General features: G+C 66.2%; 22 protein-coding genes. 2 read left to right on the forward strand and 20 right to left on the reverse strand.

What is annotated here, in order from left to right:
* Nucleotides 1–100: 100 nt before the first annotated feature.
* From sucD to ACSLUQ_RS14585, 6 genes are all read right to left on the reverse strand, one after another.
* Nucleotides 101–1,009 (reverse strand): succinate--CoA ligase subunit alpha, encoded by a 909-nt coding sequence (gene sucD, locus ACSLUQ_RS14560; RefSeq protein ID WP_417771813.1) that lies wholly within the window; start codon nucleotides 1,007–1,009, stop codon nucleotides 101–103.
* Nucleotides 1,009–2,208 (reverse strand): ADP-forming succinate--CoA ligase subunit beta, encoded by a 1,200-nt coding sequence (sucC, locus tag ACSLUQ_RS14565; protein WP_417771812.1) that lies wholly within the window; start codon nucleotides 2,206–2,208, stop codon nucleotides 1,009–1,011. Before sucC ends, sucD begins: the two co-directional genes overlap by 1 nt.
* Nucleotides 2,209–2,283: 75 nt before the next feature.
* Complete coding sequence (gene mdh, locus ACSLUQ_RS14570) at nucleotides 2,284–3,246, reverse strand: malate dehydrogenase (RefSeq protein ID WP_417771811.1); 963 nt, start codon at nucleotides 3,244–3,246, stop codon at nucleotides 2,284–2,286.
* A gap of 109 nt (nucleotides 3,247–3,355) precedes the next feature.
* Nucleotides 3,356–4,531: a cell division protein ZapE gene (zapE, locus tag ACSLUQ_RS14575; RefSeq protein ID WP_461808922.1), complete on the reverse strand. Its 1,176-nt coding sequence runs from the start codon at nucleotides 4,529–4,531 to the stop codon at nucleotides 3,356–3,358.
* 185 nt (nucleotides 4,532–4,716) lie between these two features.
* Nucleotides 4,717–5,145: a carboxymuconolactone decarboxylase family protein gene (locus ACSLUQ_RS14580; protein WP_461808923.1), complete on the reverse strand. Its 429-nt coding sequence runs from the start codon at nucleotides 5,143–5,145 to the stop codon at nucleotides 4,717–4,719.
* A 33-nt stretch (nucleotides 5,146–5,178) separates the two neighbouring features.
* Entirely contained in the window at nucleotides 5,179–5,748 is a 570-nt protein-coding gene (locus ACSLUQ_RS14585) for a protease inhibitor Inh/omp19 family protein (protein WP_417771808.1), read from the reverse strand.
* 298 nt (nucleotides 5,749–6,046) lie between these two features.
* Between ACSLUQ_RS14585 and ACSLUQ_RS14590 the strand changes: the two genes are divergently transcribed.
* Entirely contained in the window at nucleotides 6,047–6,619 is a 573-nt protein-coding gene (locus ACSLUQ_RS14590; RefSeq protein WP_417771807.1) for a GNAT family N-acetyltransferase, read from the forward strand.
* Between the two features lie 49 nt (nucleotides 6,620–6,668).
* On the opposite strand, the gene ACSLUQ_RS14595 is transcribed toward ACSLUQ_RS14590, so the two are convergent.
* Both ACSLUQ_RS14595 and ACSLUQ_RS14600 read right to left on the reverse strand, forming a co-directional pair.
* Nucleotides 6,669–7,118, reverse strand: coding sequence for an arsenate-mycothiol transferase ArsC (locus tag ACSLUQ_RS14595; protein WP_461808924.1), 450 nt, complete (start codon nucleotides 7,116–7,118; stop codon nucleotides 6,669–6,671).
* A gap of 215 nt (nucleotides 7,119–7,333) precedes the next feature.
* A complete protein-coding gene (locus tag ACSLUQ_RS14600; protein ID WP_417771805.1) occupies nucleotides 7,334–7,681 on the reverse strand; it encodes a carboxymuconolactone decarboxylase family protein in 348 nt (115 codons plus the stop codon).
* Nucleotides 7,682–7,818: 137 nt separating this feature from the next.
* Here ACSLUQ_RS14600 and ACSLUQ_RS14605 point away from each other — a divergent pair, with 137 nt between their 5' ends.
* Nucleotides 7,819–8,196 carry an MAPEG family protein gene (locus ACSLUQ_RS14605; RefSeq protein WP_417771804.1) on the forward strand — a complete coding sequence of 126 codons (378 nt, stop codon included), beginning with the start codon at nucleotides 7,819–7,821 and terminating at the stop codon, nucleotides 8,194–8,196.
* Between the two features lie 88 nt (nucleotides 8,197–8,284).
* Here the strand turns inward: ACSLUQ_RS14605 and ACSLUQ_RS14610 are convergent, their stop codons facing one another.
* The 12 genes from ACSLUQ_RS14610 to ACSLUQ_RS14665 form a co-directional block, all read right to left on the reverse strand.
* Nucleotides 8,285–9,190, reverse strand: coding sequence for a carbohydrate ABC transporter permease (locus ACSLUQ_RS14610; RefSeq protein ID WP_461808925.1), 906 nt, complete (start codon nucleotides 9,188–9,190; stop codon nucleotides 8,285–8,287).
* Nucleotides 9,191–9,204: 14 nt separating this feature from the next.
* The gene (locus ACSLUQ_RS14615) at nucleotides 9,205–10,137 is read right to left on the reverse strand and encodes a carbohydrate ABC transporter permease (RefSeq protein WP_417771802.1); all 933 of its coding nucleotides are present in this window, start codon (nucleotides 10,135–10,137) and stop codon (nucleotides 9,205–9,207) included.
* Nucleotides 10,138–10,277: 140 nt separating this feature from the next.
* Nucleotides 10,278–11,594: an ABC transporter substrate-binding protein gene (locus ACSLUQ_RS14620; protein ID WP_417771801.1), complete on the reverse strand. Its 1,317-nt coding sequence runs from the start codon at nucleotides 11,592–11,594 to the stop codon at nucleotides 10,278–10,280.
* A 124-nt stretch (nucleotides 11,595–11,718) separates the two neighbouring features.
* Nucleotides 11,719–12,783: an ABC transporter ATP-binding protein gene (locus ACSLUQ_RS14625; protein ID WP_461808926.1), complete on the reverse strand. Its 1,065-nt coding sequence runs from the start codon at nucleotides 12,781–12,783 to the stop codon at nucleotides 11,719–11,721.
* A gap of 344 nt (nucleotides 12,784–13,127) precedes the next feature.
* The gene (locus ACSLUQ_RS14630) at nucleotides 13,128–14,126 is read right to left on the reverse strand and encodes an ABC transporter permease (protein WP_417771799.1); all 999 of its coding nucleotides are present in this window, start codon (nucleotides 14,124–14,126) and stop codon (nucleotides 13,128–13,130) included.
* A gap of 22 nt (nucleotides 14,127–14,148) precedes the next feature.
* On the reverse strand, nucleotides 14,149–15,663 hold the full coding sequence (locus ACSLUQ_RS14635; protein WP_417771798.1) for a sugar ABC transporter ATP-binding protein: 1,515 nt from the start codon (nucleotides 15,661–15,663) through the stop codon (nucleotides 14,149–14,151).
* Nucleotides 15,664–15,753: 90 nt separating this feature from the next.
* Nucleotides 15,754–16,818, reverse strand: a complete 1,065-nt coding sequence (locus tag ACSLUQ_RS14640; protein WP_461808927.1) for a substrate-binding domain-containing protein — start codon at nucleotides 16,816–16,818, stop codon at nucleotides 15,754–15,756.
* Nucleotides 16,819–17,066: 248 nt separating this feature from the next.
* Nucleotides 17,067–17,771, reverse strand: coding sequence for a ribose 5-phosphate isomerase A (gene rpiA / locus ACSLUQ_RS14645; RefSeq protein WP_417771796.1), 705 nt, complete (start codon nucleotides 17,769–17,771; stop codon nucleotides 17,067–17,069).
* A gap of 45 nt (nucleotides 17,772–17,816) precedes the next feature.
* Nucleotides 17,817–18,656: a MurR/RpiR family transcriptional regulator gene (locus ACSLUQ_RS14650; RefSeq protein WP_417771795.1), complete on the reverse strand. Its 840-nt coding sequence runs from the start codon at nucleotides 18,654–18,656 to the stop codon at nucleotides 17,817–17,819.
* Between the two features lie 20 nt (nucleotides 18,657–18,676).
* A complete protein-coding gene (locus ACSLUQ_RS14655) occupies nucleotides 18,677–19,351 on the reverse strand; it encodes an HAD family hydrolase (protein WP_461808928.1) in 675 nt (224 codons plus the stop codon).
* A 28-nt stretch (nucleotides 19,352–19,379) separates the two neighbouring features.
* Complete coding sequence (xylB, locus tag ACSLUQ_RS14660) at nucleotides 19,380–20,897, reverse strand: xylulokinase (protein ID WP_461808929.1); 1,518 nt, start codon at nucleotides 20,895–20,897, stop codon at nucleotides 19,380–19,382.
* 1 nt (nucleotide 20,898) lies between these two features.
* Nucleotides 20,899–22,365, reverse strand: a complete 1,467-nt coding sequence (locus ACSLUQ_RS14665) for an aldehyde dehydrogenase family protein (RefSeq protein WP_461808930.1) — start codon at nucleotides 22,363–22,365, stop codon at nucleotides 20,899–20,901.
* Nucleotides 22,366–22,503: the final 138 nt, after the last annotated feature.

The raw sequence follows: 22,503 nt of genomic DNA on the forward strand, positions 1-22,503 counted from the left end.
CTCCTTCTCAAGATCGGTACACGGGAACACTCCCCAAGGGAAGATCCCGTCCACATATGTGTCCGCGGCCCCGGTAAACAAACCGATACCGCCAGAAAAATCAGCCCTTGAGAACCTCGAGCAGGGTCTCGCCGAGCTTGGCCGGGGACGGGGAGACGCGAATGCCGGCCTCTTCCATCGCCGCGATCTTGTCCTCTGCGCCGCCCTTGCCGCCGGAAATGACGGCACCGGCATGGCCCATGGTGCGGCCCGGAGGCGCCGTGCGGCCCGCGATGAAGCCGGCCATCGGCTTGCTGCGGCCCTTCTTGGCCTCGTCCTTGAGGAACTGCGCGGCCTCTTCCTCGGCCGAGCCGCCGATCTCGCCGATCATGATGATCGACTTGGTCTCGTCGTCGGCGAGGAACATCTCCAGCACGTCGATGAACTCGGTGCCCTTGACCGGATCGCCGCCGATGCCGACGGCCGTGGTCTGGCCGAGGCCGGCGTTGGAGGTCTGGAACACGGCCTCATAGGTGAGCGTGCCAGAGCGCGAGACGACGCCGACCGAGCCCTTCTTGAAGATGGAGCCCGGCATGATGCCGATCTTGCACTCTTCCGGCGTCAGGACGCCCGGGCAGTTGGGGCCGAGCAGGCGCGACTTCGACTTCTCGAGCTTCGCCTTGACCTTCACCATGTCGGCGACCGGAATGCCTTCCGTGATGCAGACGATGAAGGGGACCTCGGCGTCGATGGCCTCGATGATGGCGGCCGCGGCGCCTGCCGGCGGCACGTAGATCACCGAAGCGTCGGCACCGGTCGCCTCCTTGGCCTCGCCAACCGTGGCGAAGATGGGAAGGGAAGCCGCCGAATCGAGACCCGAGGTCCAGCTTTCGCCGCCCTTCTTCGGGTGCACGCCGGCAACCATCTTGGTCCCGTAGTAGTTAAGCGCCTGCTCCGTGTGGAACGTACCGGTCTTGCCGGTCAGGCCCTGAACGATGACCTTGGTGTCCTTGTTGACCAGAATGGACATTACGCAGCCTCCTTCACAGCCTTGACGATCTTCTGGGCAGCGTCGTCGAGATCATCGGCGGCGATCACGTTGAGACCGCTCTCGTTGATGATCTTCTTGCCGAGCTCGACGTTGGTGCCCTCGAGGCGCACCACCAGCGGCACCTGCAGGCCGACTTCCTGCACCGCAGCGATCACGCCTTCCGCGATCACGTCGCAGCGCATGATGCCGCCGAAGATGTTGACCAGGATGCCCTTCACGTTCGGATCGGACGTGATGATCTTGAACGCCGCCGTCACCTTCTCCTTGGAGGCGCCGCCGCCCACGTCGAGGAAGTTGGCCGGCTCCGCGCCGTAGAGCTTGATGATGTCCATGGTCGCCATGGCCAGGCCGGCGCCATTGACCATGCAGCCGATGTCGCCATCGAGCGCCACATAGGCGAGGTCGTATTTGGACGCCTCGATCTCCTTGGCGTCCTCCTCGGTGATGTCGCGCAGCTCCACCATGTCGGGATGGCGGAACAGGGCGTTGCCGTCGAAGGACACCTTGGCGTCGAGAACGCGCAGGCGGCCGTCCTTCATGACGATCAGCGGGTTGACCTCGAGAAGGCTCATGTCCTTCTCGACGAAGGCCGTGTAGAGGATCGGGAACAGCTTCTCGCCGTCGGCACGGGCCTCGCCGGACAGCTCCAGCGCGTCGCAGAGCTTGGCCGCATCGGCCGCCGTGACGCCCGTGGCCGGGTCGATCGGCACCGTGTGGATCTTCTCGGGCGTCTCCTCGGCGACGGCCTCGATGTCCATGCCGCCCTCGGTCGAGACGACGAAGGCCACGCGGCCGACGGTGCGGTCGACGAGGATGGAGAGGTAGAGCTCACGCTCGATGTCGGCACCATCCTCGATGTAGAGGCGGTTCACCTGCTTGCCGGCCGGGCCGGTCTGCTTGGTGACGAGCGTGTTGCCGAGCATCTCGGCGGCATGCGCCTTCACCTCGTCGAGCGAAAAGGCGAGGCGGACGCCGCCCTTCGCGTCGGGGCCCAGTTCCTTGAACTTGCCCTTGCCGCGACCACCGGCGTGGATCTGCGACTTCACGACCCAGAGCGGGCCGGGAAGCGACTTGGCGGCGGCCTCGGCCTCGGCCGCCGTAAAGATGGCGACACCCTCGGCCACCGGCGCGCCATAGGCCTTGAGGACCTGCTTGGCCTGGTATTCGTGGATATTCATGCGTCTATCCCCCGTGTTCGATGGAGACGGCTCGCGTCATGCGAAACGGGAGGCCGCGAGGCCTCCCGATCCGTGTCACGCCAGCGCGGGCTGGATCTTCTTGCAAGCCTCGACGAGGCCATCGACGGCGGCGACAGACTTGTCGAAACTCGCCTTCTCGTCGCCCTCGAGACTGATCTCGATGATGCGCTCGACGCCACCGGCGCCGATCACGGTCGGAACACCGACATAGGTGTCCTTGAGGCCGTACTGGCCATCCAGATGCGCGGCGCAGGGCAGCACGCGCTTCTTGTCCTTGAGGTAGCTCTCGGCCATGGCGATGGCGGAGGCGGCCGGCGCGTAGAAGGCCGAACCGGTCTTCAGCAGGCCGACGATCTCGGCGCCGCCGTCGCGGGTGCGCTGGATGATCTCTTCCAGACGCTCGGCCGTGCACCAGCCCATCTTGACCAGGTCGGTCAGCGGAATGCCGGCGACGGTGGAGTAGCGCGCGAGCGGAACCATCGTGTCGCCATGGCCGCCGAGCACAAACGCGGTGACGTCTTCCACCGACACGCCGAACTCCTCGGCGAGGAAGTAACGGAAGCGCGAGGAATCGAGCACGCCGGCCATGCCGACGACCTTGTTCGCCGGCAGGCCGGAGAACTTCTGCAGCGCCCAGACCATGGCGTCGAGCGGATTGGTGATGCAGATGACAAAGGCATTGGGCGCATGCGCCTTGATGCCCGCGCCCACCTGCTCCATCACCTTGAGGTTGATCTCGAGCAGGTCGTCGCGGCTCATGCCGGGCTTGCGCGGCACGCCGGCGGTGACAATCACCACGTCGGCGCCAGCGATCGCCTCGTAGGAGTTCGCGCCCGACAGCTTCGCATCGAAGCCGTCGACAGGGGAGGATTCGGCAAGGTCGAGCGCCTTGCCCTGCGGCGTGCCTTCAGAGATGTCGAAGAGCACGATGTCGCCGAGTTCCTTCAGGCCGGCGAGGTGGGCGAGCGTGCCGCCGATCTGTCCAGCGCCGATCAGAGCGATCTTGTTCCGAGCCATATCCTATTGCTTCCCTTTACGTAAAATGGAGCATCGACCGTTCCGAACGGTCGCGCATGGCACTAAACCCTTTGTGCCTTGCGTGCAAGTTAATCGAAGGGCGGAACGCCTAGCCGGCGGCCTCGTCCGGATCGCTCAACCAGGCTTCGGAACGCATCTCCACGAGCCGCGAGACGGTGCGGGCGAACTCGAAGGATTCCGTACCTGTGGTGGCGACATAGAGCCCGTCCGGCTCGGCCGCGGCGGAGACAACCAGCTTGTTGCGGGTGTTGTAGAGCGTATCCACCAGGTTGATGAAGCGCTTGGCGGCATTGCGCTGAGCAAGGTCCATCACCGGCACGTTCTCGACGATGAACGTGTGATAGGAATGCGCGAGGCGCTGGTAGTCCGCGGCGCCCAACGGCCGCTCGCACAATTCGGCGAAGGAAAAGCGTGCAACGCCGGCGGCCGTGCGCTCGACCGGAATGATCCGCCCCTTGGCCTCCAGCTCCTCCTTGTGGACGGGCAGCCCATGGGTGAGCTTGCGCCACAGTGCATCGACGGCCGCGTCGGCCTGCGGCCCGAGCGGCGTCAGGTAGAGCGGCGCCCCGGCCAGTTTCTCCATCCGGTAGTCGGTGCGCGCATCCAGGCAGACCACGTCGACCCGCGTCTTCAGAAGCTCGACAAACCCGAGGAAATGCCCCCGGTTGAGGCCGTCGCGGTAGAGGTCGTCCGGATCGACGTTGGAGGTCGCGACGACCACCACGCCGAGCTCGAACAGCCGGGTGAACAGCCGGCCGAGGATCATCGCGTCGGCAATGTCCGTCACCGCGAACTCGTCGAAGCACAGCAGCCGGACTTCGTCTGCGAGAGCGGCGGCGACCGGCGGAATCGGATCGTCGCCGGAGATCTTGCCGTCGCGAATGGCGTTGCGCACCGCATAGACGCGCTCATGCACGTCGGCCATGAACTCGTGGAAGTGTACCCGCCGCTTCTTCTTCGTCACCGCGACGTTGAAGAACAGGTCCATCAGCATGGTCTTGCCGCGGCCCACCTTTCCCCAAACGTAAAGCCCGCGCACCGGCTCGCCGGAGCCCTTGCGCTTGCCGAAAAGCCAGCCGAGCGCGCTCTTCTTCGACGCCGGTCCGGTCTCCGCCAGGCGAATGTTGAGCCTGTCGAGCGCCGCCACGACCTCGGTCTGCGCCGGGTCCCGCTCGATCTCGCCGGCCGCGATCAGCGCCTCGTAGCGCCCCGCAACGGTGTGGGCGATGGGCAGCGTGCCGCCGGGCATCCCGCCGGCGCTCATCGTGCCCTCCCCGCAAGGGCGTGGGCGCACGGGAAAGCGGCACGGCGCGAGGCCTGCCGGCAACGGTCATCGGATCGAACGGTCACGGAACCCTCGGGGATTGCTGGAACTTGTGGCTGGATAGCGCGCATGCGGGAGGGCACGCAAGCGCAAGGACGGCATGGCCGCCTCCCGCGCTCCGGCGCTTAGCCGGCGTCCGGCTCGCGGGCACCGGCGAAGGGCACGCCGAACGCGGCGTCGACGGGCACCTGAAGGCCGATCGCCAGCCGGTTGGTCTCGCTTGCCATGCCGACGATCGCCATGAGTTCGCCGAGCTCGGCCTCGCTCATGCCTTTGGCGCGGGCCGCCGCCGTGTGGGAGCGGATGCAATACTCGCAGGAATTGGCGATGGAGACGGCCACATAAAGCATCTCCTTCACCTTGGGATCGAGCACGCCCGGCCCCATCACGTCCTTCAGGCTGGCCCAGGTGCGCTCCAGAAGCGCCGGATCATTGGCCAGAACCCGCCAGAAATTGTTGATGAAGTCAGTCTTGCGGGTGGCGCGGATGTCGTCGATGACGGCGGCGGAGCGCGCCGGCATCTCGTCATCCCCAAGAAGCGGCCAGACGGACATGTTCCCTCCCCTCCCCACACAAGCACCGGCTGATCAGCGGAAGACGCGGATCGGCTGGCCCGTCGTGGTGCGGCCCGAGAAGCTCTCGGCTCCGGTCGCATAGAGCTCGGCCACCGTCGTGCCGCCGGCGTCCTTGAGGATCACCTGCTTGCCCTGAAGGTCCCAGGCCGAGATCGTCTGCATCTGCGGGGTGGCGCAGCCGCGCGAGTTGGCGCGGTAGCCGCCGCTCCAGGTGGTCAGCGTCATGAACAGCTTGCAACTGTCGGAGCCCGAGGTGACGGACCAGCCGCCAAGCATGTCGGAGCGGCCGATCTCGCGCGCCGAGGCCGGCGCGGCGCCACCGAGCGGGTCGACAGAGGCGACATCGGTTCCCGCCGCACCGTCGAGCGGAGCACCGTCGACGCCGAGCTGCCCCTGCTGGCCCTGCGCGCCATAGGTCGGATCGAGCGGTTCGAGAGACTGGCTGGAGACGGGGGCCGTCGGCGTCGCGGGCAGCGGCGCCGGACGGCTGCTGCCGTAGCCGAGACGCTGGCAGCCGGCCAGCGCGACGGTCAGGCACAGCGCTGTCGCCAGAGGCGCGGAGGCGCGGACGGAACGGATCATGATGGACTATCCTTGCTCGGTCTGGTCTTGCCCGGCGTGCGCGCGAGGAGACCGATCGGGCCCCTCCAACCGCTTCGCCGCCATTAACGATCATCTCAAGTGTTGTTCTTTTTTGGTAACCAAATCGTTGACGGCCCGCATGAGGGGCAGCAGATTGGGACCAAATGATGGCCCTGACGTTTTCGTAAGGAGGAGGAGAGCGGGGTACGGCCACGAATCCGCCGCAGTGATCGGCGATACATGAGCAAAGGTCTGGGGAGACCCGAGGAGCGGTGCCTGTAAACGCCAGGAGCACCGCATGACGCAAGTGCATGACCCCGTAACAGCCGGATACTTCCGCAAACTCTCCTACGCCGACCAACCACAATTTCGCGATCACCTGCTGCGCCTCGACCCGGACGCGCGCCGGGCCCGCTTTGCCATGATCGCCAGCGATCCATTCCTGCGCTGCTATGCCGAGACCAGCTTCACGCTCGGAACGGTGATTCATGGCTACTTCCTGCAGGGCACGCTGCGCGCGGTTGCCGAATTGCGCTCCATCGGCGAAGGCGAAGCCGCAGAGGCTGCCTTCTCGGTCGAGCGCGGCTTCCAGCAATCGGGTGTCGGCACGCGGCTGATGGAGCTGACGCTGATCGCGGCACGCAATCGCGGATGCAGCCACATCCTGATGAACTGCCTGGCCACGAACCGGGCGATGCAGCAGCTCGCGCGCAAGTTCTCCAACGATCTGACCTTCGAGATGGGAGATGTGGTCTGCCACATCGCCCAGCATTCGGCCTCGCCGTTCAGCCTGCTGCGCGAGCAGATCGCCGATCTCTTCGGCGCGGTCTCGGAGATGATCGACGGCGTGCGGCCGCAGCCGCGCGGATGAGAGGCGGCCGGGCGAAAGGATCCCGCCCGGCATGCGTCGTATCGCCGGCTCAGGCAGCCGGCATGGCGAGGCCGGCTGGCCCGAAGAGATCGCCGGCAAGGCCCGTGTCGATGGCGCCGCGCAGGCGGCGGAAGGCGGCGCGCAGGGCTTCCTTGCCAACCAGCCTGCCGGTCGCCTCGGCGCCCAGGCGCCAGTCAAGCAGCCTGGTCGCGACCGGCCAGGCCTTGCGTGTCGAATAGAGGGCCGCCGGCGTCAACCCGACGACGACATCCGGCACCGGCGCATGCGGCAGGCAAAAGAGCTCCCAGCTCTTGGGCTCCAGCTCGGCATCCTCGATGCCGCTTTCGCCAAGAATATGCACCACGCCGTACGCAAGCGCCGGAGCCGGCGCTATTCCGGCGGAAAAGGCACGGATACGCCCTTCCCCGACGGTGTTCAGATAGGCCTCCGCCATGGGACTGAGCCTGGCGTTGTCATCGCACAGGAACAAGACCGTCATCGGCATCGTCACTCCTTGCCGCTTGGCTCCCGAATCGCCCCCGCCTCGCGAGGCAGGTTCTAGGCGTCGTCGGAGACGGGATTGTGACGAGATCCGAAAGGCTTGATGGCAATCCCGGGGCATTCAAATCAGCCTCCGCAGGATTGCCAAGGGTGAGAAGCTCGCTCCCCGCCCCGGCAGTCCGGCGTCAAGGCGCGGCCGCAAAGCCGCGCCTCTCACTCCTCGCAGAAGGCGTCATAGGCGGCGAGCGCCTCCGCGCCATAGATCATCGACGGTCCGCCGCCCATGTAGACGGCGACGCCGATCGTCTCCATGATCTCCTCACGGGTGGCGCCGTATTTGGCCGAGGCCTTGGCGTGATAGGCCAGGCACCCGTCACAGCGCGCGGCGATGCCGATCGCCAGCGCCATCAGTTCCTTGGTCTTGGAATCAAGCGCGCCGCCGGCGATCGCCGCCCGCGCGATCTCGTGAAACCCCTTGGCGACGCCGGGAATGCCGCCGCGCAGCTCGCCCATGCGCTTGTCGGTCTGGGTGATGAAGGATTGCCAGTCGCTGACTGCCATGGCCTGAAACTCCGAATTCTGGTTGCACGTCGCCCCATGGCGGGGACTATGACCGCACGACCCGCCGGGACGCCTTGCGCTGGATCAATCGGATGCACCGCGCGGGCGCCCCCCTCACAGCAGGAAAGGTACACCCTATGCCCTTCGCCCTCTGGTGCGTTCTCGTTGCCGCGGTGCTGCCGCTGCTCTCGGTCTTTCCGGCGAAGCTCTCGAAGGACTACGACAACAACCGTCCGCGCGATCCGGCCTACTGGAAGGACGGTTTCCGCGCGCGCGCCGCCGGCGCCCAGGCCAACGGCTTCGAAGCGTTTCCCATGTTTGCCGTGGCGGTGATCGTCGGTCTCGGCCAGGGCGGCGACGCGGAGTGGATCGACAGCCTCGCCGCGCTCTTCATCGCCATGCGCCTGGTCTATGTCTTCTGCTACTGGAGCGACCGGGCAACGCCGCGCTCGCTCGCCTGGGCGGTCGGCTTCGCCTCGACGCTGGCGATCTTCACAAGCCCCGTGTGGAGCTGACGCCAGACCGGCAACCCGCTGCGGACCCGCCCGCCGGAAAGGGATCTCCTTCCGGCGGGCGGGTCCGTGCGCAAGGCTTGCCCGCGTCCTATTCCTTCACCGCACCGGTCATCGACGAGACGTAGTAGTCGACGAAGAACGAATAGAGGATCACCACCGGCAGCGAGCCCAGCAACGCGCCGGACATCAGCGCTCCCCATTCGTAGATGTCGCCGCGCACCAGCTCGGTCAGCACGCCGACCGGCACCGTCTTGTTCTCCGAGGAGGAGATGAAGGTGAGCGCGTAGATGAACTCGTTCCACGACAGGGTGAAGGCGAAGATGCCGGCCGAGATCAGCCCCGGCACCGCCAGCGGCAGGATCACCTTGGTCAGGATCTGCCAGCGGCTCGCCCCGTCGACCAGCGCGCTCTCCTCCAGCTCGAAGGGGATGGTGCGGAAGTAGCCCATCAGCAGCCATGTGCAGAACGGGATCAGGAACGTCGGGTAGGTCAGGATCAGCGCCAGCTTGCTGTCGAAGATGCCGACCTGGAAGACGATGAAGGCAAGCGGGATGAACAGGATCGACGGCGGCACCAGATAGGCCAGGAAGATCAGCAGCCCCGTCACCCGCGCCCCGGTGAAACGCACCCTCTCGATGGCGTAGGCGGCAAACACCGACGCAAACAGCGAGATCACGGTGGAGGCGACCGACACCAGCATCGTGTTCCACAGCCAGCCGGGGTAGGACGTTTCGAACAGCAGGAACTTGATGTGCTCCAGGGTCGGCTTGACCACCCAGAACGGGCTGTAGTTCGTGTAGTCGGTGAGCTGGTGGTTCGGCTTCACCGCCGTGATCGCCATCCAGTAGAAGGGGAACAGCATCACGAAGACGAAGCAGCCCAGCGGCAGATAGATCGTCAGGATGCGCCGTGGCAGCGTGTTGAACTGCGCCAGGCCCTCGACATTGTCGGCATGCACGGTGGCGGAGCGCTCGGGGGTCGTGTGATCGGACATCGTGTCGCCTCTCCTCAATCGCCGCCGCCCTGCTGCCACTTGCGCCGCTGCAGCCCGAGATAGCTGAACAGGATGGCGCCGAGCAGGAAGGGAATCATGGCGACCGCGATGGCCGCGCCCTCGCCCAGCTGGCCGCCGGGAATGGCGCGCTGGAACGACAGGGTCGCCATCAGGTGGGTCGCGTTGACCGGACCGCCGCGGGTGAGCACGTAGATGAGCTGGAAATCGGTGAAGGTGAACAGCACCGAGAAGGTCATCACCACCGCGATGATCGGTGAAAGCAGCGGCAGCGTGATCTTGGTGAAGCGCTGCCAGGAGGTGGCCCCGTCAAGGGCGGCCGCCTCGTTCAGCGACTGCGGGATGGTCTGCAGCCCGGCCAGCAGCGAGATCGCCACGAAAGGAATGCCCCGCCAGACGTTGGCGGCAATCACCGAGGCGCGCGCGTTGTTGGGATCGCCGAGGAAGTTGATCGGCTGGTCGATCCAGCCAAGCTCCAGCAGCACATAGGAAATGATCGAGAACTGGCTGTCGTAGATCCACCAGAAGGCCATCGCCGAGAGCACCGTCGGCACCACCCAGGGCAGCAGCAGAACGGCGCGGAAAAAGGTCTTGAACGGCAGGTGGTTGTTGAGGATCAGCGCCAGCCAGAGGCCGAGCGCGAATTTCAGCACCGAGGCGACGACCGTGTAGAGCAGCGTGTTGTACACCGCCAGCCAGAAGATCGGGTCGCCCGACAGCCACTGGTAGTTTTCCAGCCCGATGAAGACGCCGGCGCGGCCGATGCGTGTGTCCGTGAACCCGAGCCAGACGCCCAGGCCCAGCGGATAGGTCAGGAAGCACAGCAGGAAGATCACCGCCGGCAGCATGAACAGGAGGCCGAGCCCGTTGCGGCTTTCGAAGAGCCACCGGAAGATCGAGGCCGAGCGCTCAGGCCGAATGTCGGACATTGGCAGGACGCCTTTCGTTACGCGTTGTCGGTCAGGTCGCGATGTCGGTCAGCCGAGGGAACCGGTCCGGCTGACGACGCCGGCCCCCTCGGAAGGCCCCGGCGCCCGGGCGGGCGAACGGCCCGCCCGGGCGTCCCGCATCAGCGGTAGTAGCGGGCGATGCGGCGCGCGGCGTTGGCAATCGCCTCGTCCGTCGAGCGCTGGCCGGTGACGGCCTCGGCGAACATGTCGACGACCACATAGTCGGCCATGACGCCCGCCGATGCCGGGCCGAGCGGGCCGGCATAGCCGTTCGGACGCAGCGATTCCGACGCCTTCGCGTAGGGCGCGTGGATCGGGTTCGATGTCCACACCGGATTGGCCGCGAAGGCCTTGAGCGGCTGGCAGCAATAGGCGCTGGCGCCCTCGAGCCAGGCGTTCATCTGGTCCGCCTGATACATGAAGTTCAGGTAGGCCTTGGCCGCGTTCGGGAACTTGCAGTGCTTGAAGATCGACAGCGTCGAGGTCTGGTGCAGCTCCACCGACTTGCCCACCGGACCGACCGGCAGGTTGGTCGTGCGGATGTCGTCGGCGATCTCCTTCAGCGCCGGGTCCTTGGTCGCGGCATAGTAGAGCGACACGCCGTTCGCCGTCAGCGACACCTGACCGGCGAGGAACGCGCGGTTGTTGTTGATGTCGAGCCAGCTCTCGGTGCCCGGAATGAAGGTCGCGTAGAGCGCCTTGGCGTATTCGATCGCCGCCCGCGTCTCCGGGCTGTCGATCGCCACCTTGCCGTTCTCGTCGACGGTCATGCCGCCGTGGCTCCACAGCAGCCAGTGGGCATAGTTGTTGCCGTCGCCGACGGCCTTGCCATGCGGGAAGCCGGCCGGGGTGCCCTTCTCGTTGAGCGCCTTGCAGAGCGCCAGGAAGCCGTCGGTGTCGGTCGGGAACTCGTCGAAGCCGGCCGCCTTCATGTGGCTGTCGCGGTAGCAGATGGCGTTGCCGATGGCGCAAAGCGGCACCGCGATGAAGCGATCGCCCTGCTTGGCATAGCCGGCAAGGCCGTCATACCAGCCGCCATACTGCTCGCCGAGCGCTGTCGCCAGATCCGTCACGTCGACCAGCTTGTCGGGATACTGGAACGGATCATCGAACCACGTCATCACCATGTCCGGACCCGAGCCGACGTTGGCGGCGACGGCGGCCTTCGGACGCACGTCCTCCCAGCTTTCCTGGTCGATGCGCACCTCGACGCCCGTCGCCTCGGTGAAGGCCTTGGTGTTGTTGTTCCACGCCTCTTCCTCGCCCTTGACGAAGGGGACCCAGCGCAGCAGGCGAAGGGATGCTCCCTCCTCCGGCTTGAAGGCCGCGGCGGCGGCCTGCGCGAGTGCGTGGCGCGAGCCGAGCGAGCCGGCCAGGGCGCCTCCAAGGGCAAGGGTGGCTGTTCCGGAAAGAAATGTCCTGCGATCAATCGTCATTGCAACGTCTCCTCCTGACTTTGGCGCCGTCCGGATGGACGCGCCGGCGGTCTGCCGCCGCCTGGGTGACGGGCGCAATCGTGCCCGCCTCTTGCCGCGCGTCCTCCCAAACGCGCGGAATCCATCACGCCGAAAGCCGCTTGCCCCCTTCCGCGTCGAAGAGATGCACGGCTTGCGGATCGATGGAGATCTTCAGCGTCTCGCCGGGCCGCGCGGTAATGCGCTCCCTGAAGACGCAGGTGACCTCGACGTCATCCATCTTGGCGACCACATGGGTTTCCGACCCCGTCGGCTCCACCACCTCCACGGTGAGCGCGACGTCGCCGCCCAGATGGATCGCCTCGGGCCGGATCCCGCAAACGAGATCACGGCCAGGCTCCGCCGCCCCCGGCGCGGCAACGGCGATGCGCTGCCCTCCGCGGGTGACAAACACGCCCCGGTCGGCGTCATCGAGACGGCCCGGCGCCATGTTCATGGCCGGCGATCCGATGAAGCCGGCGACAAACAGGTTCGCCGGCCGGTCGTAAAGCTCCAGCGGCTCGCCCACCTGCTCGACAATGCCGTCGTGCATGACGACGATCTTGTCGGCCATGGTCATGGCCTCGATCTGGTCGTGGGTGACATAGACGGTGGTCGTCTTCAGCCGCTGGTGCAGGTTCTTGATCTCGGTGCGCATGGAAACGCGCAGCTTGGCGTCGAGATTGGACAACGGCTCGTCGAACAGGAACACCTGCGGATCGCGCACGATGGCGCGGCCCATGGCGACGCGCTGGCGCTGGCCGCCGGACAATTGCCGCGGATAGCGTTCGAGCAGATGGGTGAGGCCAAGGATTTCCGCCGCCGGCGCAACCTTGGCGGAGATCTCGCTCTTCGACGCACCCTTGAGCATGAGCGAGAAGCCCATGTTCTCCGCCACGGTGATGTGAGGGTAGAGTGCGTAGTTCTGGAACACCATGGCGATGTCCCGGTCCTTCGGCGGCAGGTCATTGACCACCCGGTCGCCGATCAGGATTTCGCCGGAGCTGATATGCTCAAGGCCTGCCAACATCCGCAGAAGTGTCGATTTCCCGCATCCCGAAGGGCCAACGAGAACGACGAACTGCCCCTCCTCGATGTCCACCGAGACGCCGTGCAGCACCTCCACTTGCCCAAACGCCTTGCGCACATCTCGAAATGTCACTGGGGCCATTAAGGTCCTCCCTCCTTAATGTATTCATTAAGTCATAGTGTCCGCATTCCTTCCCCAGCGCAACAGCGGATTTTTCTTTTTGTTTCACGCCCTAATGCGCGGCAATACGACATGAATCAACGTATGCAGAGATTGATTTCAATGTCTCGCAAACAGCATTCGGCGGCAATCAGGGAGGCGGATCGCCTGCGTTCTCCCCCCGTAAAACCGTGTTGGCCGGACGCGAAAACGCGCCGGCAGGAGTTGCCGGCGCGGCGTGTAGAAACGCGAAAGACGCCGGACCACGCGGCCCCGGCGTCTTTCGTTTCCTGCAGGAAGTAGGGAGAGAGGGAGACGGGTGGCGCTCAGCCGAAATAGCGCACGCGCAGCGCGTCGATGGCAACGGCGATAAAGATCATCAGGCCGCCGATCATGCCGACGTAGAAGGAGGGCACGGAGACGATCGCCAGCCCAACCTGGATCACCGTCAGGAGCAGCACGCCACCGAGCACGCCGAGCACGTTGCCGCGCCCGCCGAAGACGCTGACGCCGCCAATGATCGGCGCGGCGATGGCATAGAGCAGGTAGCTCGAGCCCTGGTTCGAGGTGATCGCCATCTGCCAGGAGGCAAGCAGGAAGCCGCCGACGCCGGCCAGAAACCCGGAGAGCGTGTAGGCGATGATCTTGGTGCGGGCGACGCGGATGCCGGCGGAGTTGGAGGCCACCGGATTGCCGCCGACGGCATAGATGGAGCGGCCGAGCACCGTGTAGCGCAGCATGACGCCGACACCGAGGAGGGCGGCAACGAAGATCAGCGGCATGACCGGCCAGCGGTCGATCGCCGCCTGGCCGATCCAGACGTAACCGTCGGCCATGTTGGTCAGCGTCCGGCCCTGCGTGAGCGCCAGCAGCGCGCCTTGCAGGATGATCATCATCGACAGGGTCTGGATCAGCGAAACCATACGCAGGCGGGTGATGCACAGGCCGTTGAAGAAGCCGACGAAGGTCGCCGCCGCAACGCCGAGCAGCATGGCGGGAAACCATGGCAGGCCGAGATCGGAATAGGCCAGCACCCCGAGCGCGGAGGAGAAACCGAGGTTGGCCGGGATCGAAAGGTCAATCTCGGCGACCATCAGCGGCAGCGCCACGGCGAGGCCGAGCATGCCGAGAACCGTGGCCTGGACCATGATGTTCTGGAGGTTCAGCACGCTCAGGAAGAACTCGTTGAACAGGCCGAAACCAAGCACGAGGGCGACGAGCCAGATCCAGACCACATTGTGCAGGACCCAGCCGACATTGCGGCGCATCCGGTCCCGGCCGGCCTGCGCGGGCGCGCTCGGGAGCGCTGTATCAGCGTTCGTCATGACGTTTCCTCGTTCCATCGCCTCAGGCCTGGGCCACGGCGCGCAGTTCTTCGTTGGAGATCCGGTCGCCGGTCAGCGTCTCGTGGACCCGCCCGTCGCGGAAGACACACACCCGGTCGACGGCGCGGACAAGTTCGTCCGTGTCTGTCGACACGATGATGACGCAAAGCCCCTCGCGGCTCAGTTCGTCGATGATGCGCAGCACATCCTGCTTGACGCCGACGTCGATGCCGCGCGTCGGCTCGTCGAGAATGAGCAGCCGCGGCTGCGTCGCCAGCACCCGCCCCAGGCAGACCTTCTGCTGGTTGCCGCCGCTCAGTGTGTCGACGGGGGCCGCGGGGGTCGCCGCCTTGATGCCCATGCGACGGAAATAGTCGAGACTGACGCGCTCCTCCGCCGCCTGGTCGATGAAGCCGAACCGGGCGCGGGCGCCAAGCGAGGACAGGGCGATATTCGCGGCGATCGACATGCCGCCGACAGCGCCATCGCGGCGCCTGTCGTCGGAGAGATAGGCAATCCGCCGGTCGAAGGCCTCACGCGGATCGCGCGGCATCGGCTCGCGGGCGCCGCCGTCGAAGGCGATGCTCCCGCCCCCGACCGCGTGCAGGCCGAAAAGCACACGGGCAAGCTCCTTGGCGCCGGCACCGGGCAGGCCGGTGAAACCGACGATCTCGCCCGGCCAAAGATCGAGCGCCGCGACGTCGACGTCGGCGGCGCGAATGTCGCGCAGGGCCACGGCGGGGCGCGTGCGCGGGAAGCTTCGCCGCTCGCGCTGGAAGAGATCAAGACCGCGTCCCAGAACCAGCTCGGACAACTGCGAGGATGTCATGTCCGCCACGCTCTGCGACCCGCCCGCCAGGCGGCCGTCGCGCAGCACCGAGACCGCATCGCAGATCTCGAGGATCTCGTCGTTGTAATGCGAGATGAAGATGAAGGTGACGCCCTCATTCTTTAGCCGGCGCATGAAATCGAACAGCTGCCGCCGGTCGGGCACCGTGAGCGCCGCTGTCGGCTCGTCGAGGATGATCACCCGGCCGCCGGAAAACATGGCGCGCAGGATGTTGAGCTTGCGCCGCGCCACGGCGTTCAGCCGCCCGGCGAGCGCACCCGGATCGATGCCCGACCCCTCGAGCATGCGCGCTGCCTCGCCCTTCAGCCGCCGCCAGTTGACGAGGCCGCCGCGCGACGGCCAGATGCCGAGGAAGAGGTTCTCCGCCGCGGTCATGTGGTCGATGATCATCGGCTCCTGGGTAACGAGAAAGACGCCCGCCTCTTCCATGTCGCCGACGCTTGAGCCGACGATCTCGCGCCCGTTCAGAAAGATCCGGCCCGAGGTCGGGGTGCGCTGGCCGGAGACGATGCCGACGAGCGTACTCTTGCCCGCGCCGTTTTCTCCCAGAAGCCCGTGGATCGTTCCACGCCGGATCTCGAGGCTGACGCCCTGCAGGGCCGCCTGATGGCCGTAGGTCTTGCCGAGGTTCTCGACACGCAGCACCGCATCGCCTTCCGAAGCGGAATTCGCGCCTGGTGTCGTCATGGGGATTGCCTTCTTCACGAGACGGTGCGGAGCGGGACGCCCCGCCGCGGCCGGGCCGCGACGGGACAAGGGGAACACGTGCACGGCGGATCAGGTGTAGGGAATGCCCCATTCCTTTTCCGCCACCGCGCCCCAGTGGCGCGGATCGGAGGCGTTGGAGCCGTCGATCACGAAGGGCGGAATGATCAGCGTCGGGCCGGTCTTGCCGTCGACGATCTCACCCTTTTCCCAGAAGTACTTGTCGTTTTCATAGGCGCCGAGCGGCACCGCCTCGCCCTTGAGCGCGTGTTTCGCCAGCATCTCCACCGCGATCTCGCCATAGGCAATCGGGTCCTGCGAGACGCAGGCATCCATGTAGCCCTCCTGGATCCATTTCAACGCGATCGGCTCGCCGTCGATGTTGACGAAGATGACGTGGCCGTCCTCGCCGACCTTCTTCCAGCGGTCCTTCTGCTGAAGGGCGGTGACGATGCCGCGCGAGGGCGAGTCGCTCGGCGCGTGCACCGCGTCGAGATCGGGATGCTCGGAGAGCGTCGCCAGCGTCACCGACAGCATCTGCTCGAGCTGTCCCTCGGTCGGGCGCGCGATATAGGTGATGTCGGGATACTTGGCGAACTCCTCGTCCATGCCTTCCTTGCGCTGACGCCAGGCAACGCTGGCCAGGGCGCCGTAGCAGTTCAGCACCTTGCCCTTCGGGCTGCCATGGCGCTCGACGAGACGCTTGATGATCTCCCGCGCCGCCATCACGCCGCCGATGTGATTGTCGAAGCTGACGGTGATCGCGACATCGCCGCCGTCCGCCGGCGTATCGATGATCGCCACCGGGATGTTCTGGCGGTTGTAGCGACGGATCGAGCTGGCGATCGCCTGGCTGTCGATGGGGTCGGAGACAATGGCCGAGGGCTGGGAGAGCATCAGGCTCTGCCACTGCTCGAGCTGGCGGGTGTTGTCGAAGTTGGCGTTGGTCGCCTGGAATTCCCAGGAACGCCCCTGCACCGCCCGCTTCACCGCCTCCTCCTGGATGACGAAGAAATAATAGTCGAGGCTCTTGTTGCTGTAGGGAATGAAGACGCGGTCCTGGGCACGCAGCGTGCCCCCCGCAAGCGCCGTCACCCCCAACGCGGCACCACCTGCCAGAACGCTCCGGCGCGTCATTTTCCAATCCGTCACCATCATTTCCTCCCTTGGACAATGGCTGATGTAGTTTTGCTATATTTTTTGTTGAGCTGTCAAGAAAAAGCCCTGCGATCCATAGCATTTCTGCCGATGCTCAAAGCTCAACCCCGAGACAAAATCCACCCGCCCCTTCCGAAAACATTCGGAAAGATCAACAAGAAATGGAAATTATCTGCAATTTCGCGCCACCTGGTTGATCAGGCGGCGATTAATTGAGTTTTACTACATTATCGCATGCGAACGTAGGACGTGCCGTCGAAGCAGCCGACGACCATGCCGGCGGATTCGCGCGTGAAGAGGCCGTTCTCGACAACGCCGGGGATGCGGTTCAGCTCCAGTTCGAGCGCCGCGGGAACCGGAATGACGCCGCAGGCGCAATCGAGGATGAAATTGCCGCTGTCGGTCACCACCGGCTGGCCGTCGCGCATGCGCCGGGCGATCGCCGCATCGCCGACGCCATTGGAGGCAAGCGCGCCCGCCACCATCCGCTCGGTCTGCTTCCAGGCGAACTGGACCACCTCGACCGGCAGCGGAAACGCCCCGAGCCGGTCGACGATCTTGCTCTCGTCGCACACGGTGATCATCCGCTTCGAGGCATGGGCGACGATCTTCTCCCACAGCAGGCAGGCGCCGCCGCCCTTGATCATGTTGAAGTCGCGGTCGATCTCGTCGGGGCCGTCGATGGTAAGGTCGATCTCGCCGATGTCGTTCGGGTCGGTGATGGCGATACCGACCTCGCGGGCGACGTCGATGGTCGAACGCGAGGTGGTGGTGCAGGTCAGGCGCAGGCCGCCGGCGACATGCTTGCCGAGTTCGCGCACGAAGAAATGCGACGTGGTGCCCGAGCCGAGCCCGAGCTTCATGCCGTCGCGCACGAATTCCTCGATGACCCTGCGTCCGGCAATCTTCTTTGCTTCATCCTGAGCCGACATGGGCAACCTTTCCGTGATGATGGGGCGCGCGGGCGAAGCCCCGCGTCAGATCTTGTCCGTCTGCCAGCTGTCGAGCGCGGGCAACTGGTCGGGAAACTCGCTGCCGCTCATGACCGCGATGGCCGTCACCAGCATGTTGACGACGAGATGGTGGTTCAGCCGCGAGGCAAGCGGCGTCATCAGTTCCGTGCGGTCGTAGGGGAGCACGGCGACGAGGGCGTCGGTGACGCGGGCAAGCGGGCTGTCGGCGGCGGTGATGGAAACGACGCGCGCGCCACCCGCCCGGGCGGCGATGGCGATCTCCACCATCTGCTTGGTGTGGCCGGACTGGGAGAAGATCAGCGCCACCTCGCCGGGGCGCGAGGCCTCGGCATGCATCCACTGCTTCTTGCGTCCGACAACAGCGGCGCAGCGCATGCCGAGGCGCTGGAACTTGTGCTCGGCATCGATCGCCGTCACCTCGGAAATGCCGGTCGCATAGATGCCGGTCCAGGTGCCGGCGCGCAGAAGGCCGGCCGCATCCTCGACCTGCTGGGGAACCAGATCCTCCAGAACCCGCTGGATCGCGTTGAGCGAATTGCGGCAGGTCTTGCGGACGATGTTGTCGATGCCGTCGCGGGCGACGATCTGCTCATAGGCGAAGGGCGCCGAGGGAACCAGGCTCTGCGCCAGGTTGAGCTTGAAATCCTGGTAGCCGTCGAAGCCGAAGCGGCGGCAGAAACGGATGATCGTCGGATCGCTGACGGAGCAGTTCTCCGAGAGCCGCGCCATGCTCATATGGATGACGTCGCCCGGCACCGAGCTGATGAAATCGGCCACGCGCTTCTCGGCGGCGCCCATGCCGTCGCGCTCCTGCTGGATCCGCTGAAGAAGGCTGATGGTCACGAGTGTCTCCCTGTCTGCGGTCACGCGGGCGTTACCGCCGGGTCCGGTCGATATGCCAAGAGATCCGAGAGGCGCGCGAGCCGCGCCTGCGCCGGCACATCGACCTCGGGCCCGCCGCCCCAGGGCACGACGAAGAACGGCACCCCGGCGCTCCGGGCGGTGTTCCGGTCGACCGGCGTGTCCCCGATATACGCGAAGGAGCCGGGCGCAAGCCCCATGCGCTCCGCCACCGCGAGAAGATGCCCTGGATCAGGCTTGCAGGCCGACACCGCGTCGGCACCGAGCACCGCGTCGAAGAGCGGCGCGAGGCCGAGGATCTCGAGAATGCGGCCGGTGAGCGCATGCGGCTTGTTGGTGCAGATGCCCAGGCGAAAACCGGCCTGCCTGAGCTCGGCGAGATCCTCGCGCACATGCGGAAAGAAGCGCGTGCGCTCGGCTGGCCTTTCACCATAGGCGGCGATATAGGCGGCAAGCAGCGACGTAATCTCGTCCTCGCCAGCGGAAATCTCCTTGTCGGCGACAATGTCGGCAACGAGGCGGCGCGGGCCGTTGCCGAGAAAACTCTCGACATAGGCGACCGGCAGCTCGGGCCAGCCGCGTTCGGCGAAGCAGGCGTTGATGGCGGCTGCGATATCCGGGGCGCTGTCGATCAGCGTGCCGTCGAGATCGAAGATGAGGGCGCTGTATCCTGGCATGCGCGCTGAGGTCCTTTCGGTCGTCATGTCACGGGTCAAGGTCTGGATGGCCGAGCGCGGCAAGGCTGTCGTGAAGGGCGGGGTAGAGCGCCTGGTAGATATCGTGGGCGCGCCGGTAGATCGCTGTCGCGCCGGGGTCGGGTGTCTCGCGCGCCAGCTCGCGCAGCGTCGCGGCCGCCGCCGTCGCATCCGGCCAAACGCCGGCTCCGACACCGGCGACAAGGGCCGCGCCAAAGGCCGCGCCTTCCGCCGCCCCCTCGCAGGTCACCACGTCGCAGCCGAAGAGGTCGGCCTGCATCTGCCGCCACAGGAGGGACCGGGCGCCACCGCCCGACGCCTTGACGAGATGGCCGGGAATGCCCATTGCCCGCATCAGCCCGTGCATGTCGTAAAAGGCGTGTACCACGCCCTCCATCACGGCGCGGGCGAGGTCGCCGGCGCCGTGACGCGCGGTCAGGCCGACGAGAGCGCCGCGCGCGGCCGGGTCGGGATGAGGGCAGCGCTCGCCGTTGAGATAGGGCAGGAACAGAAGGCCGCGCGCGCCCGGCGGCGCGGTTTCCGCGCGCGCCACGATCTCCTCGAAATCGAACGCCTCGTTGCCCCAGCCGCGCAGAACCTCGCGAAACCAGCTCATCGCGCCACCGGCGTTGAGCGACACGCCCATGGCGTGCCACGTCGCGGGGCTGACGTTGCAAAACACCTGGATACGGCCGTCGCCGCTGTCGATGGGCGCGTCGAGCGCGGCGGCGAGAATGCCCGCCGTGCCGATGGTCGTCTGCAGCTCGCCGGGCGCGATCACCCCCGAGCCGATGGTCTGGATGACGCTGTCGCCACCGCCGCCGACGACCGGCGTGCCCGCGGGCAGACCGAAGAGTTCGGCACCGGAGCGGCTCACCCGACCGCTGACCACATGGGATTCGTGACAGGGCGGCAGGATGGCGGGGTCGATGCCGAGCGTCTCGATCAGCCCGGTCGCCCAGCGCCGTCGGCGGGTGTCGAACAGACCCGTGCCGGATGCGTCCGAGACCTCGGTCGCGATCTCGCCGGTCAGGACGAGACGCAGGTAGTCCTTGGGATTGAGCACATGGCGAAGCCGGGCGAAGAGGTCCGGCTCGTGCCGCTTCATCCAGAGGATCTTGCCGCCGGTATAGCCGACCAGCATCCGGTTGCCGGTCGCAGCCAGAAGCGCCTCGAGCCCGCCGGCGGCCTGCGTGATCTCCTCGCACTCCGCGCCGTTGCGCTGGTCGTTCCAGAGGATCGCCTTGCGCAGCACCTTTCGCTCGCCATCCAGCGGCGTCAGCCCGTGCATCTGCCCGGACAGGCCGACGGCGAGCACCGTCGTGCCCGGCGCGGCGGCAAGGGCGCCGGCCACCGCCTTGCGCGCGCCCTCCACCCAGAGCGCCGGGTCCTGCTCCGTCCATCCGGGGCGCGGCTGGTCGAAGGGATAGGCTGCGGTGTCGGCGGCGATCACGCCGCCGTCGCGCCCGATCAGCAGCGCCTTGCAGGCGGAAGTGCCGATATCGATGCCAAGCAGTGCCTCGCCCATCTCACACCTCACCGTGGAAGAGGCGGACATGCTTGAAGTTGAAATACTCCAGCATTCCCTCTCGGCCGTGTTCGTAGCCGACGCCGCTCTGCTTCCGCCCGCCATAGGGCGCGTTCATGATGCCCGCGTCGACGGAGTTGAGCGCCACATTGCCGTAGTCGAGATGCGCGGACAGGCGCTGAACCTCGCCGAGATCACGGCTGTAGGCATAGGCCGCAAGGCCGTAGGGCGTGTCGTTGGCCAGCGCGATGGCCTCGTCGAGCGTATCAAAGGGAGCAACGCCGACCAGCGGACCAAAGGTTTCCTGCGACATGACCAGCATGTCCTGACGGCAGTCGGCGACGATGGTCGGCCGGAAGAAATACCCGCTGGCAAACTCCGCCCCCTGCGGCGCGGCTCCGCCGGCGACGAGCCGTGCGCCCTTGTCCAGCGCATCGGAGAGATGCTCACGGGTCTTGGCAAGCGGCTCGGCCGAGGCCATCGCGCCGAGATCGGCGTCGGGCCGCTCCAGGCCGTTGCCGATTGTCAGCGCGTCGGCGGCGCGGGCAAATCCCTCGAGGAACGCGTCGTAGACCGGCCGGGCCACATAGATGCGATTGATGGCGATGCAGATCTGCCCCATGTTGCGGAAGGAGCGCCGGGCCGCACCCTTGACCGCCGCATCGAGATCGGCGGCCGCCGTCACGATCATCGGACAGTTGCCGCCAAGCTCCAGCGACAGGCGCTTCACCTGCGGGCAGCTTTGCTGAATGTGAAGGCCAACCGCGCTCGAGCCGGTGAAGGCGATCTTGTCGACGCCCGGATGTTCCACCAGCGCCTGCCCGACGACCGAGCCCTTGCCGGTCAGGACATTGACCACGCCGGCGGGAATGCCGGCCGCGGCCACCTTCGCCGCGATGGCAAGCGCCGTGAAGGGGGTGAGCTCGGCCGGCTTGATGACGATGGTGCAGCCGGCGGCAAGCGCACCGCAGAGCTTCCAGCCCACGAGTTCCGCCGGATAGTTCCATGGCGTGATCGCGCCGACGACGCCAATCGGCTCGCGCACCACCAGACTCTGGAAGCCGGGCTGGTCATTGGGCACTATCTCCCCATGCACGCGCACCGCTTCCTCGGCATAGAAGTGACAGGCCTCGGCAAGCTTCAGGATCTCGCCCCGCGCCTCGTTGACGGGCTTGCCCTGCTCCAGCGTCATGATGCGCGCCATGGCGTCGGCGTCCGCGCCGATCAGGTCGCCGAGCCTGTGCAGCGCCTCAGCGCGCCGGCGCGCCGGCAGGCCTGCCCAGGGGCGGAAGGCCCGACGCGCGGCGGCAACGGCCGCCTCGATCTCTTCCGCCGTCGATGCCGCTATGTGACCGATCACCTCTCCGGTCGCGGGATTCTCGACCGCGACGCGGGGACCGGCACCTGGCCGGAAGGCTCCCTCGACAAAGATCATCCCGTCCAGGTCGGCAACATCCTCAAGCGGCATTCGCATTCCTCCCGGCCACAGCGCATGGCATCCTGTTTTTTCCAGAAATATAGGATTACTACATTTTTGCAAGACCCACCCTGACACAACCGCCCAGCACGCTGGCTCGATCATCGCAAAAATGAAAATAATCCTTTT

This window comes from Stappia sp. ICDLI1TA098, assembly GCF_054880955.1.

Bases quoted from the DNA above. Each gene is read 5' to 3' on its own strand.
- sucD (WP_417771813.1), bottom strand. From the start codon at position 1,009: ATGTCCATTCTGGTCAACAAGGACACCAAGGTCATCGTTCAGGGCCTG.
- sucC (WP_417771812.1), bottom strand. From the start codon at position 2,208: ATGAATATCCACGAATACCAGGCCAAGCAGGTCCTCAAGGCCTATGGC.
- mdh (WP_417771811.1), bottom strand. From the start codon at position 3,246: ATGGCTCGGAACAAGATCGCTCTGATCGGCGCTGGACAGATCGGCGGC.
- zapE (WP_461808922.1), bottom strand. From the start codon at position 4,531: ATGAGCGCCGGCGGGATGCCCGGCGGCACGCTGCCCATCGCCCACACC.
- ACSLUQ_RS14580 (WP_461808923.1), bottom strand. From the start codon at position 5,145: ATGTCCGTCTGGCCGCTTCTTGGGGATGACGAGATGCCGGCGCGCTCC.
- ACSLUQ_RS14585 (WP_417771808.1), bottom strand. From the start codon at position 5,748: ATGATCCGTTCCGTCCGCGCCTCCGCGCCTCTGGCGACAGCGCTGTGC.
- ACSLUQ_RS14590 (WP_417771807.1), top strand. From the start codon at position 6,047: ATGACGCAAGTGCATGACCCCGTAACAGCCGGATACTTCCGCAAACTC.
- ACSLUQ_RS14595 (WP_461808924.1), bottom strand. From the start codon at position 7,118: ATGACGGTCTTGTTCCTGTGCGATGACAACGCCAGGCTCAGTCCCATG.
- ACSLUQ_RS14600 (WP_417771805.1), bottom strand. From the start codon at position 7,681: ATGGCAGTCAGCGACTGGCAATCCTTCATCACCCAGACCGACAAGCGC.
- ACSLUQ_RS14605 (WP_417771804.1), top strand. From the start codon at position 7,819: ATGCCCTTCGCCCTCTGGTGCGTTCTCGTTGCCGCGGTGCTGCCGCTG.
- ACSLUQ_RS14610 (WP_461808925.1), bottom strand. From the start codon at position 9,190: ATGTCCGATCACACGACCCCCGAGCGCTCCGCCACCGTGCATGCCGAC.
- ACSLUQ_RS14615 (WP_417771802.1), bottom strand. From the start codon at position 10,137: ATGTCCGACATTCGGCCTGAGCGCTCGGCCTCGATCTTCCGGTGGCTC.
- ACSLUQ_RS14620 (WP_417771801.1), bottom strand. From the start codon at position 11,594: ATGACGATTGATCGCAGGACATTTCTTTCCGGAACAGCCACCCTTGCC.
- ACSLUQ_RS14625 (WP_461808926.1), bottom strand. From the start codon at position 12,783: ATGGCCCCAGTGACATTTCGAGATGTGCGCAAGGCGTTTGGGCAAGTG.
- ACSLUQ_RS14630 (WP_417771799.1), bottom strand. From the start codon at position 14,126: ATGACGAACGCTGATACAGCGCTCCCGAGCGCGCCCGCGCAGGCCGGC.
- ACSLUQ_RS14635 (WP_417771798.1), bottom strand. From the start codon at position 15,663: ATGACGACACCAGGCGCGAATTCCGCTTCGGAAGGCGATGCGGTGCTG.
- ACSLUQ_RS14640 (WP_461808927.1), bottom strand. From the start codon at position 16,818: ATGACGCGCCGGAGCGTTCTGGCAGGTGGTGCCGCGTTGGGGGTGACG.
- rpiA (WP_417771796.1), bottom strand. From the start codon at position 17,771: ATGTCGGCTCAGGATGAAGCAAAGAAGATTGCCGGACGCAGGGTCATC.
- ACSLUQ_RS14655 (WP_461808928.1), bottom strand. From the start codon at position 19,351: ATGCCAGGATACAGCGCCCTCATCTTCGATCTCGACGGCACGCTGATC.
- xylB (WP_461808929.1), bottom strand. From the start codon at position 20,897: ATGGGCGAGGCACTGCTTGGCATCGATATCGGCACTTCCGCCTGCAAG.
- ACSLUQ_RS14665 (WP_461808930.1), bottom strand. From the start codon at position 22,365: ATGCCGCTTGAGGATGTTGCCGACCTGGACGGGATGATCTTTGTCGAG.